The organism is Paenibacillus contaminans (assembly GCF_003285015.1).
Taxonomy (GTDB): Bacteria; Bacillota; Bacilli; order Paenibacillales; family NBRC-103111; genus Paenibacillus_V; species Paenibacillus_V contaminans.
Window position 1 is genome coordinate 24,666 of the sequence record NZ_QMFB01000018.1, and the last position, 13,585, is coordinate 38,250.

16 protein-coding genes are annotated in these 13,585 nt (G+C 51.4%); 3 read left to right on the forward strand and 13 right to left on the reverse strand.

From position 1 onward, the window contains the following. Window positions 1–14: 14 nt before the first annotated feature. The 7 genes from DQG23_RS26340 to DQG23_RS26370 all read right to left on the reverse strand — a co-directional run bounded on the left by DQG23_RS26340 (window position 15) and on the right by DQG23_RS26370 (window position 7,991). Window positions 15–1,622 (reverse strand): extracellular solute-binding protein, encoded by a 1,608-nt coding sequence (locus DQG23_RS26340; protein WP_113034025.1) that lies wholly within the window; start codon window positions 1,620–1,622, stop codon window positions 15–17. A gap of 81 nt (window positions 1,623–1,703) precedes the next feature. Next, window positions 1,704–2,603 carry a carbohydrate ABC transporter permease gene (locus tag DQG23_RS26345; RefSeq protein WP_192894639.1) on the reverse strand — a complete coding sequence of 300 codons (900 nt, stop codon included), beginning with the start codon at window positions 2,601–2,603 and terminating at the stop codon, window positions 1,704–1,706. Window positions 2,604–2,619: 16 nt separating this feature from the next. Beyond that, window positions 2,620–3,549 carry an ABC transporter permease gene (locus DQG23_RS26350; protein ID WP_238178033.1) on the reverse strand — a complete coding sequence of 310 codons (930 nt, stop codon included), beginning with the start codon at window positions 3,547–3,549 and terminating at the stop codon, window positions 2,620–2,622. Between the two features lie 558 nt (window positions 3,550–4,107). Then, window positions 4,108–5,553, reverse strand: a complete 1,446-nt coding sequence (gene gatB / locus DQG23_RS26355) for an Asp-tRNA(Asn)/Glu-tRNA(Gln) amidotransferase subunit GatB (protein ID WP_113034026.1) — start codon at window positions 5,551–5,553, stop codon at window positions 4,108–4,110. An 18-nt stretch (window positions 5,554–5,571) separates the two neighbouring features. Then, complete coding sequence (gatA, locus tag DQG23_RS26360; protein WP_113034027.1) at window positions 5,572–7,029, reverse strand: Asp-tRNA(Asn)/Glu-tRNA(Gln) amidotransferase subunit GatA; 1,458 nt, start codon at window positions 7,027–7,029, stop codon at window positions 5,572–5,574. A gap of 213 nt (window positions 7,030–7,242) precedes the next feature. After that, window positions 7,243–7,530 carry an Asp-tRNA(Asn)/Glu-tRNA(Gln) amidotransferase subunit GatC gene (gatC, locus tag DQG23_RS26365; RefSeq protein WP_113034028.1) on the reverse strand — a complete coding sequence of 96 codons (288 nt, stop codon included), beginning with the start codon at window positions 7,528–7,530 and terminating at the stop codon, window positions 7,243–7,245. Window positions 7,531–7,694: 164 nt separating this feature from the next. Then, window positions 7,695–7,991: a hypothetical protein gene (locus tag DQG23_RS26370; RefSeq protein ID WP_113034029.1), complete on the reverse strand. Its 297-nt coding sequence runs from the start codon at window positions 7,989–7,991 to the stop codon at window positions 7,695–7,697. Window positions 7,992–8,070: 79 nt separating this feature from the next. On the opposite strand from DQG23_RS26370, the gene DQG23_RS42280 reads away from it, so the two are divergent. Continuing rightward, the gene (locus DQG23_RS42280) at window positions 8,071–8,229 is read left to right on the forward strand and encodes a hypothetical protein (protein ID WP_158560698.1); all 159 of its coding nucleotides are present in this window, start codon (window positions 8,071–8,073) and stop codon (window positions 8,227–8,229) included. Window positions 8,230–8,258: 29 nt separating this feature from the next. Here the strand turns inward: DQG23_RS42280 and DQG23_RS26375 are convergent, their stop codons facing one another. The 4 genes from DQG23_RS26375 to DQG23_RS26390 form a co-directional block, all read right to left on the reverse strand. Further along, entirely contained in the window at window positions 8,259–8,573 is a 315-nt protein-coding gene (locus tag DQG23_RS26375) for a hypothetical protein (protein WP_113034030.1), read from the reverse strand. Window positions 8,574–8,848: 275 nt separating this feature from the next. Continuing rightward, window positions 8,849–10,531: a b(o/a)3-type cytochrome-c oxidase subunit 1 gene (locus tag DQG23_RS26380; protein WP_113034138.1), complete on the reverse strand. Its 1,683-nt coding sequence runs from the start codon at window positions 10,529–10,531 to the stop codon at window positions 8,849–8,851. Between the two features lie 36 nt (window positions 10,532–10,567). Then, on the reverse strand, window positions 10,568–11,041 hold the full coding sequence (locus DQG23_RS26385) for a cytochrome c oxidase subunit II (protein ID WP_113034031.1): 474 nt from the start codon (window positions 11,039–11,041) through the stop codon (window positions 10,568–10,570). Between the two features lie 143 nt (window positions 11,042–11,184). After that, the gene (locus tag DQG23_RS26390; RefSeq protein ID WP_113034032.1) at window positions 11,185–11,313 is read right to left on the reverse strand and encodes a cytochrome c oxidase subunit 2A; all 129 of its coding nucleotides are present in this window, start codon (window positions 11,311–11,313) and stop codon (window positions 11,185–11,187) included. A 248-nt stretch (window positions 11,314–11,561) separates the two neighbouring features. On the opposite strand from DQG23_RS26390, the gene DQG23_RS26395 reads away from it, so the two are divergent. Next, a complete protein-coding gene (locus DQG23_RS26395) occupies window positions 11,562–12,287 on the forward strand; it encodes a Crp/Fnr family transcriptional regulator (RefSeq protein WP_113034033.1) in 726 nt (241 codons plus the stop codon). Between the two features lie 70 nt (window positions 12,288–12,357). Then, entirely contained in the window at window positions 12,358–12,618 is a 261-nt protein-coding gene (locus DQG23_RS26400) for a DUF2533 family protein (RefSeq protein WP_113034034.1), read from the forward strand. A gap of 88 nt (window positions 12,619–12,706) precedes the next feature. Here the strand turns inward: DQG23_RS26400 and DQG23_RS26405 are convergent, their stop codons facing one another. Together DQG23_RS26405 and DQG23_RS26410 are read right to left on the reverse strand one after the other, a co-directional pair. Continuing rightward, window positions 12,707–13,066: an STAS domain-containing protein gene (locus tag DQG23_RS26405; protein ID WP_113034035.1), complete on the reverse strand. Its 360-nt coding sequence runs from the start codon at window positions 13,064–13,066 to the stop codon at window positions 12,707–12,709. Then, a complete protein-coding gene (locus DQG23_RS26410) occupies window positions 13,050–13,505 on the reverse strand; it encodes an ATP-binding protein (RefSeq protein ID WP_113034036.1) in 456 nt (151 codons plus the stop codon). Before DQG23_RS26410 ends, DQG23_RS26405 begins: the two co-directional genes overlap by 17 nt. Window positions 13,506–13,585 lie beyond the last annotated feature (80 nt).

Consider the following 13,585-nt stretch of genomic DNA (forward strand, 5'->3'; position numbering starts at 1 on the left):
GCTCATGAAACGAATTACTTGTTTTTCTGTATAATATCATTAAAGCGTTCGTACTTGGTCTGCTCGATTTGCACTTTCTTCTCGATTCCAAGATCCTTTAGTTTTTTTACGTAATCATCCCAGTCCTTTTTCAAATCTGCCTTACCCATAATGAACTTGATCATCATTTCAGATTGGTAGGTTTGCATATCGGACCAACCTTTATTAAATAGCTCTCTCTCTTCTTCAGTCACTGGAATTTCAGTCGCGGGATAAGAATCCACCAAATATTTATTCATTTCATCGTTCAATTTCTTTACCTTCTCCGGGACGGCTGCATCGACCGTTTCCTTCAATTGGATCCTTGGCAAATTCCAACCGCTTCCTATTGCTCTAAAAGGATCCGGGTTGTCTGAAGAAGGCTTTAGCACGCTGTCCAAAATCACCGGCTTATTGTTCTCGAGCTTATACGTAACGCCTTCCAATCCATAATTCGCAAGAAGCTTCCCATCCTCCGAAGCCATAATGTAATCGAGGAATTTCATCGCTAGTTGAGGATTTTTGCTCTGTTTCGTAATGACTGCCGAACCGGATATCGGAGGAATCCGCTCCACATACTGCGTACCCTCAGGTCCCTTGGGGTATACAAACCCGCTCCATTTATCAATGCCCCAATTTCTCATATTGGCAATGTAGTGCACGGTTACGCCTGCAAGGTCGCCGTTGATCATAGATACGAATTTATCATTGGTCTGGCTGGCAAAGGAAGGATCGAGCAGCTTTTCCCGATACAACATGTTAAGAAAATCCAAAAAGACTTTGTACTTATCCGTAATGGGTACATATTCGATTTTTCCTTGCGCATTCGGATAAAAGCTGTAGTTAGGATGTACATCGAATGAGCTTGCCAGTAAATTGATAAATCCAGGAGCAAGCGCCATAGGAATTTCATCCTTTACTCCATTTCCATTCGGATCTTCATCACGAAATGTTTTAAGTACATCAATCAATTCAACGATTGTCTTTGGATATGTTTTACCGACTTTGGTCAACCAATCTTCCCGGATTAAATAAGTCGGGAGATAGTCGCCCGTCATCGCCACTTGAGGGAGCTGCAAAATTTCTCCCGTAGGTTCCGTGATTAGAGCCTCAACGACAGGCATTTCTTTGAAATACTTCTTTATATTGGGTGCAAATTGTTCGATAAATGGCTTCAGATCGTGAATAAGACCAGCTTTATATAATTTATACTGATCGTTTACAGGGAAGGCGATATCAGGCAAATTGCTTCCCGCCGCAAACATCGTGTCCAGAACCGTCTGAGTCTGGGCCGCCGGAAAAACGTTCCAAGCCACCTTTACATTCGTCCTCTTAGTAATTTCCTGCCAAACAGGCAGATTTTGCGTATAGCTTTTTGGCGAGTAGTAGTTATCCACCGTAGCAATTTTCAACTCCGCCAATTCCTTGGACAAAGGCAGTCCCCCCGGTTTGGGCTCGATCTCTTTATTCTCCGTCCCGCTTCCCTGGGTTGCAGATGGAGTTGTTGAGCTTCCGCCGGCTTCATTCTCCCCTTTCGAGCAGCCTGCAAGGATAAGCGTCATCGATAAAAGAATACACATAGGCATAATGATCCATTTTTTCATGTTTGCAAGTCCCTCCTCTTTTTGATCCGTTCTCTACGCAGCAGCCTATTTACTAGCCTGCCGGACAAACTTGGGCATGCTCTATTCCTTCACCGAGCCAAGCATCACCCCCTTCACGAAATACTTTTGCGCGAACGGGTAGATGAACAAAATCGGCAAGGTGGTTACCATAATAAGTGCATATTTAATCTGCATCGATATCATTGCCCGGTCTACCGTGTTCTCTACAGGGGCTAATGCCGATGAATCGTTATTCTGAACGATTGTGTTGAGCAGATAGATTTGCAGCGGATACAGCTTGGAGTCCCTTAAAAATATAAGGGCCGAAAAATAACTGTTCCAGTGGCCAACGGCGTAAAACAAAGCCATAACGGCAATGATCGGCATCGAAATCGGAATGATAATGCGCAGAAAGATGACAAAATCATTACATCCGTCAATTTTAGCTGATTCTATCACACTTTCATTTGTTTGTTGAAAAAATGTTTTGCATACAATGAGATTAAAAGCGCTAACAAGCGGCGGCAAAACGATGGCCCAGCGCGTGTCGAGCAATCCAAGATTTTTGACAAGTAAAAAATTCGGAATCAAGCCCCCGCCAAAATACATCGTAACAATGATGATTAGCATAAAGGGTTTGCGCCAGATCAATTCCTTCCTGGAAAGCGGATAGGCGCCAAGAATCGTAGCCGCTACACTAAGCGAGCTTCCGACAACTGTATACCATAGTGTGTTATAAAAGCTTCTCAGCACATCCGGATTGCTGAACACAAGCTTGTAAGAAAGAAGCGAGAAGCCAACCGGCAGCAGCTTCACTTTTTGTGAAGCAACCGCTTCCAGACTGCTAAGCGACATGCTGGTGACATAAATAAAGGGGTACAGGGTTACAACCACTGCAAGTGCCATCACCATATATACGATAAAGAGCAGGAACTTGTCCGCTCCGCTTTGCTGCCTCCATTTGCCTTGTGAGGTGATCATTATGCTTGCTTCCCTCCTACCAGATCGATTGCTGCATTGTTTTCCGGCTTAGCCAGTTGAAAAAGACTAACAACGCCATACCGATTACCGAGTTGAATAACCCCATCGCTGTTCCGTAACTGTAATTAGCTTCAAGAATGCCCTTGCGGTACGTATAGGTGGAAATGATATCCGACACATCATACACAGCAGGATTGTACATCAAGATCACTTTCTCAAATCCTACGCCCATCAAATTGCCGAGCGATAAGATAAGCAGCAGGATCGTAACTGGCAGCAATGACGGAAGTGTGATATTAAACATCTTTTGAAGGCGGCTGGCCCCGTCGATATCTGCAGATTCGTAAAGTGTGGGATCCACGCCGGACAACGCCGCCAGGTAAATGATAGAGCTCCATCCGAACGACTGCCAAATATCAGAGGCAATATATAAGGTTCGGAACCATTCGGACGAGCTGAAAAAATCGATTCTTCCTCCTCCAAAAGCGCCGATCAGTACGTTAATGACGCCATTGCTCGGATCAAGAAACATCTTCATCATGCCAATGACAACGACGAGCGAGATAAAATGCGGCAAGTAGCTGACTGTTTGGATAAATCTTTTAATACGCCCGTCCTTAAGCTCGTTTAAAAACAACGCGAACGCAATCGGAACCCAAAACCCCCATATCATCGAATAAATACTTAATAAAAACGTATTTTTTATGGTCCGGAAAAAATAGATCGATTCAAAAAAGTCCCGAAAATGCTTAAACCCAACCCATTGGCTGCTAAAAAAGCTCTTGCCTGGCAAATAATCCTGGAAAGCGATGATTACGCCATACATGGGGACATAGCTAAAAATGACGAAGTACAACAGTACGGGCAACAGCATCATCAATAAATATTTATTATTGTTCAACCTCTGGATTGTGCGGTTCTTTCTTCTTGTCAATTGCAAGTCCACTACCGCTCCCCCTTTTCCTAAGCTCTATGGTATTTCGATTCTAAAGAAAGCGTAAACAAATCATTTTGTTGCGAGCATACAAAAAGCAAACTAATGGATTTCATAGCTCTTTAAATGCCCTTTAACTAAAGCATGGTTCCGGTCTGTCCGTAATTTTGTCGATAACTGCGCTTCTCATCTCTCGCAACCGGAGATGCATAATACTTGCCATGCTACTGCTTCCTCCCTGTAATTATTCCATTATGAATTTTGATAGCTCCGCTGAACATGAAATCGTCCATGTCTAGCTCTAACATGTTCAAGCGGGCTGGCTACATTATAGATTGCAGCAGGCTGCATTCGTAAACATACAATTTCTTATTGAGCATACAAAATCCTTAGAGGGGCGTATTGCCATCAATGGTTTTCTCCGCCATGCAAGCGAGAAATTCTTTCTACTGTGAATAGCTGCAGCGTCTTTCCTGGGCGCAAAAAAGCCGCCATCCCCACGTGCAAGTGGTTTTGGCGGCTTCTTAGCCAAGCCTCGCTGTTCCTTCCGGAACAGCCTATATCGATAGCTTAACGGTTCAAGCACTCGAGGATCAGCTTGTTGGCCAGTCCCGGATTCGCTTTGCCTTTCATTTCTTTCATGACTTGTCCGACAAGGAAGCCGACGGCTTTCTCTTTGCCGGCCTTGAAGTCGGCTACGGACTGCGGGTTATTGGCGATAACCTGCTCGATGACCGTCATAATCGCGCCTTCGTCGCTAATTTGGACGAGCCCTTGCTCCTCGACGATCTTCTGCGGCGCTTTGCCGGTTTCGATCATCGCTTTGAAGACGGTCTTAGCGATCTTACCGCTAATCGTCCCTTTCTCGATGAGCGCGATCATTTCGCCCAAGCCTTGGCCGGTCAACTTCACGTCGGCGAACTCCAGGCCGTTCTGGTTCAGGTAACCGAGCAGATCGCCCATGATCCAGTTCGAAGCCGCTTTCGCATCCTTCGTAGATTGAAGCGCTTCTTCGAACAGATCGGCTATTTTCTTCGACGAGGTCAGAACGCCCGCATCGTACTCGGGAAGTCCGTACTCGCTCATATAGCGCGCACGGCGCGCATCCGGCAGCTCCGGAATCGATGCTTGAATGCGTGCCTTCCACTCATCGTCGATAATGACCGATACCAGGTCCGGGTCCGGGAAGTAGCGGTAATCATGCGCTTCTTCCTTGCCGCGCATCGAAATCGTCTTGCCCTGCGCCTCGTCCCAGCGGCGCGTTTCCTGTACGACTTGCCCGCCGCCGTCGAGCACTTCGGCTTGACGCTCCTCTTCATATTCGAGCCCGCGCTGAACGCCGCGGAACGAGTTCATGTTTTTGAGCTCGGCTCTCGTGCCGAACTCTTTCTGGTCCCAAGGACGAATGCTGATGTTCGCGTCGCAGCGAAGCGAGCCTTGCTCCATCTTCACGTCGGACACGTCGCAGTATTCCATAATCGCCTTCAGCTTCTCCAGATACGCCTTCGCTTCCTCCGGCGTCCGGATGTCCGGCTCCGATACGATTTCGATGAGCGGCGTTCCGACGCGGTTGAAGTCGACCAGCGAAGCGTAGCCGCCGTCCACGTGCGTAAGCTTCCCGGCATCTTCCTCGAGATGAAGGCGGGTAATGCCGATTCTTTTCGTTTCGCCGTTCACTTCGATATCGATCCAGCCATGCTCGCCGACCGGCTTGTCGTACTGTGAAATCTGATACGCCTTAGGCGAATCCGGATAGAAATAGTTTTTGCGATCGAACTTCGTATGCGTCGCGACTTGGCAGTTCAGCGCGGTCGCGGCTTTCATCGCGTATTCGACGGCCTGTCTGTTAAGCACAGGCAGTACTCCGGGATGACCGAGGCATACCGGGCATGTATGTGTATTAGGCGGCGCCCCGAATTCGGTGGAGCAGCCGCAAAAGATTTTGGATTTCGTGTGCAGCTCGACGTGTACCTCGAGCCCGACGACGGTTTCGTATTTACGTTTCGTTTCTGTCATGATCCGCTGCCACCTCCCCTACAATTGCGGCCGAAGCTTATGGAATTCGGTGTTCTGCTCGAACGCGTGAGCCGTACGCAGAACGGTTGCTTCGCCAAGCGCTTTGCCGATAATTTGCAGTCCCACCGGCAAGCCGTCGACCAGGCCGCACGGCACGCTGATTGCCGGGATGCCCGCCAAGTTTACGGGTATCGTCAAAATATCGTTCAAGTACATCGTCAGCGGGTTGTCCACCTGCTCGCCGATTTTGAAAGCCGGCGTCGGAGCCGTAGGCCCGATAATGACGTCATAGTTCGCAAATACTTGATCGAAATCTTGTTTGATCAAGGTGCGTACTTTTTGCGCTTTCAAGTAGTAAGCGTCATAGTAGCCCGAGCTGAGCGCATACGTGCCAAGCATGATGCGGCGCTTCACTTCCGCGCCGAAGCCTTCGCTGCGCGATTTGCGGTACAGCTCGATCAAATTGTTCGCGTTCGGGGTACGAACGCCGTAACGCACGCCGTCGAAGCGCGCCAGGTTCGAGGAGGCTTCGGAGGAAGCCAGCAGGTAGTACGCGGCAACCGCATACTCGGTATGCGGGAGCGATACTTCCTCCCATGTGGCGCCCAAGCCTTCAAGCACCTTAAGCGCGGACATGACGGATTCCTTCACGCGCGGATCGACGCCCTTGCCGATATACTCCTTCGGCACGGCGATGCGAAGACCTTTGACATCGCCGGAAAGCGCGCTGATGTAGTCCGGGATTTCCACGTTCGCCGAAGTGGAGTCCATCGGATCGTGGCCGGCGATCGACTGCAGCACGAACGCTGCGTCTTCGACGTTTTTCGTAAGCGGCCCGATCTGATCGAGCGACGAAGCGAACGCGACAAGGCCGAAGCGCGAAACGAGACCGTACGTCGGCTTCATGCCGACGATACCGCAGTAAGAGGCAGGCTGACGAATCGAGCCGCCCGTATCGGAGCCTAGCGCGAAGTAAACTTCGCCGGCTGCGACCGCAGCTGCGGAGCCGCCGCTGGAGCCGCCCGGCACATACTCTACATTCCACGGGTTATGCGTCGGATGGAAGCTCGAGTTTTCGTTCGAGCCGCCCATCGCAAACTCGTCCATGTTCAGCTTGCCGACCGTAACGGACTGCGCCGACTTCAGTTTTTTGATAACCGTAGCGTCGTAAATCGCTTTATAATTGGAAAGAAATTGGCTCGCGCACGTCGTGAGCGTCCCCTCGGTCGCGATATTATCCTTAATGCCCGCCGGCAGACCGAACAACAGTCCGCGCTCGCCGCCTTGCTGCAGCTGCTCGTCCATTTGTTTGGCGGCGTTTTTGGCGTTCTCTTCGTCCAGCGACAGAAACGCCCGCACTTTGCCGTCCACCTCATGGATACGGCGGTACGACTGGTCGACCAGCTCGGAAACGGACAGCTCCTTCCGGGCCAGCCGGTTTTGCAGCTCCATTAGTTTCAAATCAAACAAAGACAATGTCAGCACCCTCCTATACGATTACAGTTCGAGTTCAAAAAGTCGGCTTATCAGCACCGAGAAGGTTGTATGAAGCTGAAGAAGGAGGAGCGGAGTTTAGGCAAAACCTAAATGAGCACCGCACTTCGAAGCTGAATGCAAGATTCGATGTCGAATCCGCTTCTGGATATTCTTCGTGATCATAAGGTGACTTTTTGAACATCCTCTTAAAAACTATTCCAATACCGCCGGCACTTTGATCTGTCCGTCCTCTTCGTCCGGCGCATTAAGCATGACTTGCTCGATCGCAAGCGACGCGCGCACCTCGTCTTCGCGCATAACGTTCGACAGCAGCATCGCGTGGCTTGTCGGTTCGACTCCCTCGGTATCGAGCTCGTTGAGCTGCTCGGCATATTTCAAAATAGCGTTAAGCTGCTCGTTAAACATCTGTTTTTCTTCTTCCGTCAGCTCAAGCCGCGCCAGGTTGGCGACATGCTCGACATCCTTGATCGTAATGCTCATGGAAGGCACCTCTTTCTAGTATTCAACGCGAAAAACGCTTTATCTATTATATCGGTTATGCTCGGACAAAAACAAGCAACATACGGCGAAATCCCCGAGATCTCGACGGAAAAACCGACCGTCCGCAGGGAACAAGCCGGCAGATCGATCTGTCGGCTTGCGCTCTACTGCATCCTATAACGTTTGAACATGTGCATGCCCAGCTTGGCTATTCCGTAAATGCCGAGAAAACCGGACGCAAGCAAAAAGACGCTATTCGTAAACAACTTATGAATATCCGTCATAAAAACGGTTCCGTCGCGGCGTATTTCATACACGGCCAAAGACGTTATGACCCCTGCCGCAACCGCACATACGAGCGCGGCGGCGTCGACCAGAAAGCTCCATCTGCCGAGCATCCACTGCAGCGCAATCAACAAAAGCGGCAGGACGATAACGGCCGCCGTCATAAGCACACCCATTCGCAATCACCTCCCTACAAGCTTGTCCGATTGCGGGCGGAACATACCAGCCGGACAGCCTTCTCCGGAGAAGCGGCAGTTGAATTACACATATACGGATGCCGGCCAAAGCGACGAAGCCGATGCCGAATCGAGATGCTTGGCAATAACTCAAATCGAAGCTTGCATCCATGCAGACGGCATTGGGATCGGTTCGGCTGGATTCGTTCACGGAACGGTTGATTTCGCGGCATGCTAAAAGGCTCCCCGCAGGGAGCCTTCAATCGTCTATATAAGCGCGATCGCCAATAAAGAGAACAGCGCAAGCGTCAGAATCCCGCCTCCTCCAAACCCAAACCCATTGCCGTAACCGTAGCCGTTATCGTACCCGTAGCCGTACCCGAAACCCGATGTTCTGGCTTTCTTGCGTTTGGTCGATAACGTTTCCGCCTGGTAGCCGGGTGTCCCGGACGTATCAAGATACACGTTTTGTTCATCAACTCCGACGATTACGCCTTCATGGCGCTTACCGTCCGCCGTGAGCAACGAGACTCTGCGGTTCATACAGCTGTTGCAGGCGTGGTATCTTTCTAAGATGTCCATCATCATCCCTCCCCAATATTCAATATAGTATTGGGTATACGGACAAATCGTGAGGGCGCATGTCCCCCATGATACAATTCAGTGAGGCAAACGTAATTACTAATGAGGCTAACGTTACTGATTCCCGCCGAAAACCCGTATTCCGGAGAGCTAGTGAGGTTTTCTTCACTAGATGCCGGATCGACGCTTACCATCAAAAAAACCCTGCCGCAAAGCATCGCTTCGGGCAGGATTTCTTATTCTCTTCACCGCACATCGGGCGCCGTTCGCCGGATTTACCAGGTCACGAACGGCTTCGAGCCGGGCGCAGGGTTTTGCAGCATATCGGCGAACGGAATCGCGTACGCGATCAAGATGAGCACGATAACAAGTCCGATCCACACGCTCCACCGTTCGAACAGCTTCGGCGTATTTTCCGGCGCCTCGGCCGTCTCTCCGATCGGATATTCCGTATGCCCCTTCGGCATGTTCAGCATAGCGACGATGTTGTAAATCATCAGGACTACGCCGACGAACAGGATCATGCCGCCGACCGCCATAGCCACATGATACGGCATCCAGCCGACCGCATCCGCATTGTCCGAGTACGTCGTATACGCCGTGCGCCGCGGAGAGCCGAGCAGGCCGACGGCATGCATCGGACCCGACATGAAGAACATCCCGACCAGCCAAATGATCGATTGAATAATGCCGAGACGATTCATGCGAGGCGTCAACACGCGGCCGGTCATCGCCGGAATGAGCCAGTACGTGATGCCGAAAAACGTCATCGCCACGCTTGTCGCCACCGTCAGATGGAAGTGGCCCGTTACCCAGAGCGTATTATGCACGACTCCGTTCATTTGATTACTCGCATTGATAATGCCGCCCGCTCCCGCAGGGATAAAAATCAGCATGCCCATGAACGGAGCGAAGAAACGAACGTCCTTCCAAGGCAAAAACTTAACCCAGCCGAACAGGCCTTTGGCTCCTTTGGAGCGGCCGAACGTTTCGAAGGAAGCGAACAGCGAGAACGCCGTCATCAGCGACGGAACGACAACCATAAACGTCAGTACGACCTGAATATATTTCCAAACCGACGGGATCCCCGGTTCCATCAGCTGATGGTGAAAGCCGACCGGAATCGAGAACAGCAGCAGCAGGAGGAACGAGAGGCGGGCCAGCGAATCGCTGAAAATTTTGCCGCCGATAATTTTCGGAATGATGACGTACCAGCAAATATAAGCCGGCAGCAGCCAAAAATAAACGAGCGGATGGCCGAAATACCAGAACAGCGTACGCGACACCATGACATCGATCGTTTCGACCCACCCGAACGACCACGGAATAAACTGCACGAGCACCGTTGCCGCTACGCCCAGCGTCGCGATCAGCCACATCAGCATCGTAACGACGGCCATAAAAGCGAACAGCGGGGACAGCTTGGACGGGTTCGTTTTTCTCCATTGCTTATAGCTGTAGAACATCCCGAAGCCGCTCAGCCAGCTGCCGACGACGAGAAGCGCCAGGGCGATGTAGAAGTACGGCGACGCCTTCATCGGCGCATAAAATGTGTATAGGACAGTCGCCTGATTGAGCAAAATGCACACGGTCGCAATAACCGTACCCGCGGCCATCAAGACAAAGCCCGACCATCCCAGCTTGCGGGAGAGCGGCAGCAGCTTGCCCCCGAGCGTTTTGGTTATGCCCGAATACATAAAGCCGATGATGAAAAAGGTCGTGAAGACGAGCGCCATCAGCACCCCGTGGGCGGTAAGCAGCTGGTAGTAGCCGATGCTTAGCGGCAGCTCGATCATTCCGCCGCGCACGAGTCCCTGAAGTACGCCGGCAACGCCGCCAAGCAGCAAAGCCGCAAAAGCGAAAAAGATATGAGCGAGCGATAACGCCGCATCGGTTCTCTCAAAAGTCAAATCCTTCGTAAATACGGTATCTGCGAGCGATTTGGTCTCAACAGGCATGTATGGTTCGCGCAAGATCATCGTTTATCATCCTCTCTATTTCACAATGATCGTCGTCGCCATGAATTGATGACCGACGCCGCAGTACTCATTGCAAATAATCAAATATTCGCCCGGCTTTTTGAACGTATACGATAAATGGTTGACCTGACCGGGCACGACCATCATGTTGACGTTCGTTCCGGGAATTTGAAAGCCGTGCACCACGTCGGGACTCGTCACTTGAAAATGGATCGTCGCTCCTGCCGGAACCTCCATCTTCTCCGGGTTGAAGCCGAACGCGAGGGCGACCATATAGGCGTTATATTCGTTGTCGCCGATCTTCTCGAGTCCCGGTTTGTCGAACGGCGGCGTCTCCATCACTTTCTCGGGGTCGATCGAATGATGATGCTCCGAGGTTGGCGGCGCCATCCCTCTTGCGAACGTGCCGATGCCGAGCACGAGCAGAAATACGCCGAGCATGACGAGGCCGAATGTCAGCCACATTTTTTCTAGACGGTGGATGTTCATGGTTTGCGTAAAGGACGCCCTTGACTCCAGTCAAGTGCGGAAACGACGCGGGAGCCGTTCGTTGCGGTAATGAGCCGGCCGTTCCCGGAGACCTTTACTTCCTCCCTTGCGTTTTATATTGGTATAAAAAAGCTTTGTTCTCGCTACGAACGTGCGATAAACAAGAAAAATACCGCCACCCAGGTTATGACCAGGAATGCACCCAGCAGCATAACCGATGCGAACGTCCCTCTCAAATCGTGATCATCGTGCTTATCCTTGCGTTTGCTCATAGCGCTGCCTTCCTTTCCGTTCGCGATTTCGGCCTCGGCCTTCGAACGAGGCGGGACCGGTGATAGCTACATTGTACGGTGCGCCCGAATGCCGCTCTGTGACAACGGTCACAGTAAATGTTAAACATTTGTGACCGGAAACGGCCGCCGTACGATATTCGTCAAACGCGCCGCAAACTGTGACATCCATCACAAAAAAGAGCTGCCGAGGTTCGGTATACTAGGGGTAAAGCCGGGAGGGATTCGAAATGGAGACGAACGTACCGACTGCGCGTGCAGACTGTCCGATCCGCAATTCACACTGTTTCTCGCAGGAAAATTTTCAGAAGCTGATCGATGCGATGACGATGGCGAAGGTGCCGGCGGGTACTTATTTGTACTGGGAGGGCGATGCGGCGGATAAGCTTTTGTATATCCGGTCGGGACGGGTCAAAATGACGAAGTCCAACAGCGAAGGCAAACAATTTCTGATGTATATGTTCCAGGAAGGGGATTTTCTCGGGCAGCTTGACCCTTACTTCGATTCCAAGCAAGGCTTCAATGCATTCGCCGTCGACGACAGCTGGATCGGGACGATTCCGAAATCCGATTTGGAGTCGCTGCTTTGGCAGCAAGGAGAGCTGGCGGTGGAGTTTATGAAGTGGATGGGGCTCATGCATCGCATGACGCAGACGAAATTCCGCGACATCATGCTTTACGGCAAACCCGGGGCGCTCTGCTCGACGCTGATCCGTATGGCCAATACGTTCGGCGTCTCGAATGCGAACGACATTTTCATATCCGAGAAGCTGACCAATACGGATCTTGCCGAATATATCGGAGCCGCCCGCGAAAGCGTAAACCGGATGCTCGCCGATATGCGCAAAGCGGATGTTATCGATTATGCGAACGGCTACATTACGATCAAAAATATCGATTATTTAAAAAACATATGCCACTGCGACAACTGCCCGAAAGAAATATGCCGGCTGTAGCGCAGCGGCATTTTTTTATGCTATTCTGTAGGGAATGAAAATTATTTATTAGAAGAGGGGACATCACGACATGAGCGTACATTACGCCATTTCCGAACATTCGCGCCGCCAGGCCGCTCGGATCGAAAACTTTAACCGGCTGGACGAATTGCGCGAGCGGCATATCGAGGAAGCCGTAGCCAAATGCTTGCGCGGGGAAGCGTTCTCGGTCGCGGCAATTAATGAAGCAACGGCGGCGATCAACGAGCTGGCACGGCAAGGCATCGTTCCGACGCGCCAAACGGTCACCGAGCAGATGGTGCGGGACTACGCCGTCAAGCTGAAAGCATAACCGGACGAACGACAGCTTAGCCTGTACGCCGTCAGCGATACCGGCCGCATGACAAAAACAATCGGCGTTATGCCATAGCGGCCTTTTTTTACATAAGTCCCAGCTTCGTTTTTATCGCATACTCATCGGGGTATATTAGCATATGGGTCGTCAATCCGACGATCCTAAACAGCTTCTGGTAATGGGCGTTCATGCCGTACGCGTACGTTTGACGGCCCGCCTTCGCCCCGCCGCGGACGATTCGGATCAGAAGGGCGATTCCTGCGCTGTTTATATAAGGCACGCCGGAGAAGTTCAAAATCAGGCTCGTTCGCCCTTCGCCAAGCGGCTGGTCCCACGCATGAAGATTCATCAGCATTTCCTCCGCCTGCTTCGTCAAGTCTCCCTTCATATCTACTATCAGCGCGCTGCCCGCACTGCGGATTTCCGCTTCAAACGACGTTTCCATCACGATCCCCTCTCACGCCACGTTGAAATTGAATTTCGATAAAAGACAAACTGCCTTCGGAGCCGAAACGGTAATCGTCTGCCAGCGATGCAATCAAAAACAGCCCCCAGCCCCGGGGATTTTCCGCTTCCCATGGAGCCGAACCCCCGAGCTTTCCGACATGGAGGCCGATTCCGTGCCCTTCGTCGTATATGCGAAAGACGATTTTATCGCCGGACACGCCCATCGTAACGCGTACGAGCTTTTCCGGGTCGCATGCATGCGCATGCTCGACTGCGTTAAGGCACGCTTCCGTCACGGCGGTCGCCATATCGTCCAAGCGCGTCTCCGCTTCATCCAATTGACGGACGGCTTCCCGAAGCTGCCCGGCGATCGTCTTCTCCAGGCCGAATATGCTTTTCATTTGCCATTCCGCTTGCCGGGAAACATCCCATTCCATTCTCGCCTCTCCAATCCGTTAGGAAGGCGCTGCCTCCCTGCCTCTATGCGAAGATCGCGGTCCGGCAGCCGCCGTCAATT

Bases quoted from the DNA above. Each gene is read 5' to 3' on its own strand.
- DQG23_RS26340 (WP_113034025.1), bottom strand. From the start codon at position 1,622: ATGAAAAAATGGATCATTATGCCTATGTGTATTCTTTTATCGATGACG.
- DQG23_RS26345 (WP_192894639.1), bottom strand. From the start codon at position 2,603: ATGATCACCTCACAAGGCAAATGGAGGCAGCAAAGCGGAGCGGACAAG.
- gatB (WP_113034026.1), bottom strand. From the start codon at position 5,553: ATGACAGAAACGAAACGTAAATACGAAACCGTCGTCGGGCTCGAGGTA.
- gatC (WP_113034028.1), bottom strand. From the start codon at position 7,530: ATGAGCATTACGATCAAGGATGTCGAGCATGTCGCCAACCTGGCGCGG.
- DQG23_RS26370 (WP_113034029.1), bottom strand. From the start codon at position 7,991: ATGGGTGTGCTTATGACGGCGGCCGTTATCGTCCTGCCGCTTTTGTTG.
- DQG23_RS26375 (WP_113034030.1), bottom strand. From the start codon at position 8,573: ATGGACATCTTAGAAAGATACCACGCCTGCAACAGCTGTATGAACCGC.
- DQG23_RS26380 (WP_113034138.1), bottom strand. From the start codon at position 10,531: ATGCCTGTTGAGACCAAATCGCTCGCAGATACCGTATTTACGAAGGAT.
- DQG23_RS26385 (WP_113034031.1), bottom strand. From the start codon at position 11,041: ATGAACATCCACCGTCTAGAAAAAATGTGGCTGACATTCGGCCTCGTC.
- DQG23_RS26390 (WP_113034032.1), bottom strand. From the start codon at position 11,313: ATGAGCAAACGCAAGGATAAGCACGATGATCACGATTTGAGAGGGACG.
- DQG23_RS26395 (WP_113034033.1), top strand. From the start codon at position 11,562: ATGGAGACGAACGTACCGACTGCGCGTGCAGACTGTCCGATCCGCAAT.
- DQG23_RS26400 (WP_113034034.1), top strand. From the start codon at position 12,358: ATGAGCGTACATTACGCCATTTCCGAACATTCGCGCCGCCAGGCCGCT.
- DQG23_RS26405 (WP_113034035.1), bottom strand. From the start codon at position 13,066: ATGGAAACGTCGTTTGAAGCGGAAATCCGCAGTGCGGGCAGCGCGCTG.
- DQG23_RS26410 (WP_113034036.1), bottom strand. From the start codon at position 13,505: ATGGAATGGGATGTTTCCCGGCAAGCGGAATGGCAAATGAAAAGCATA.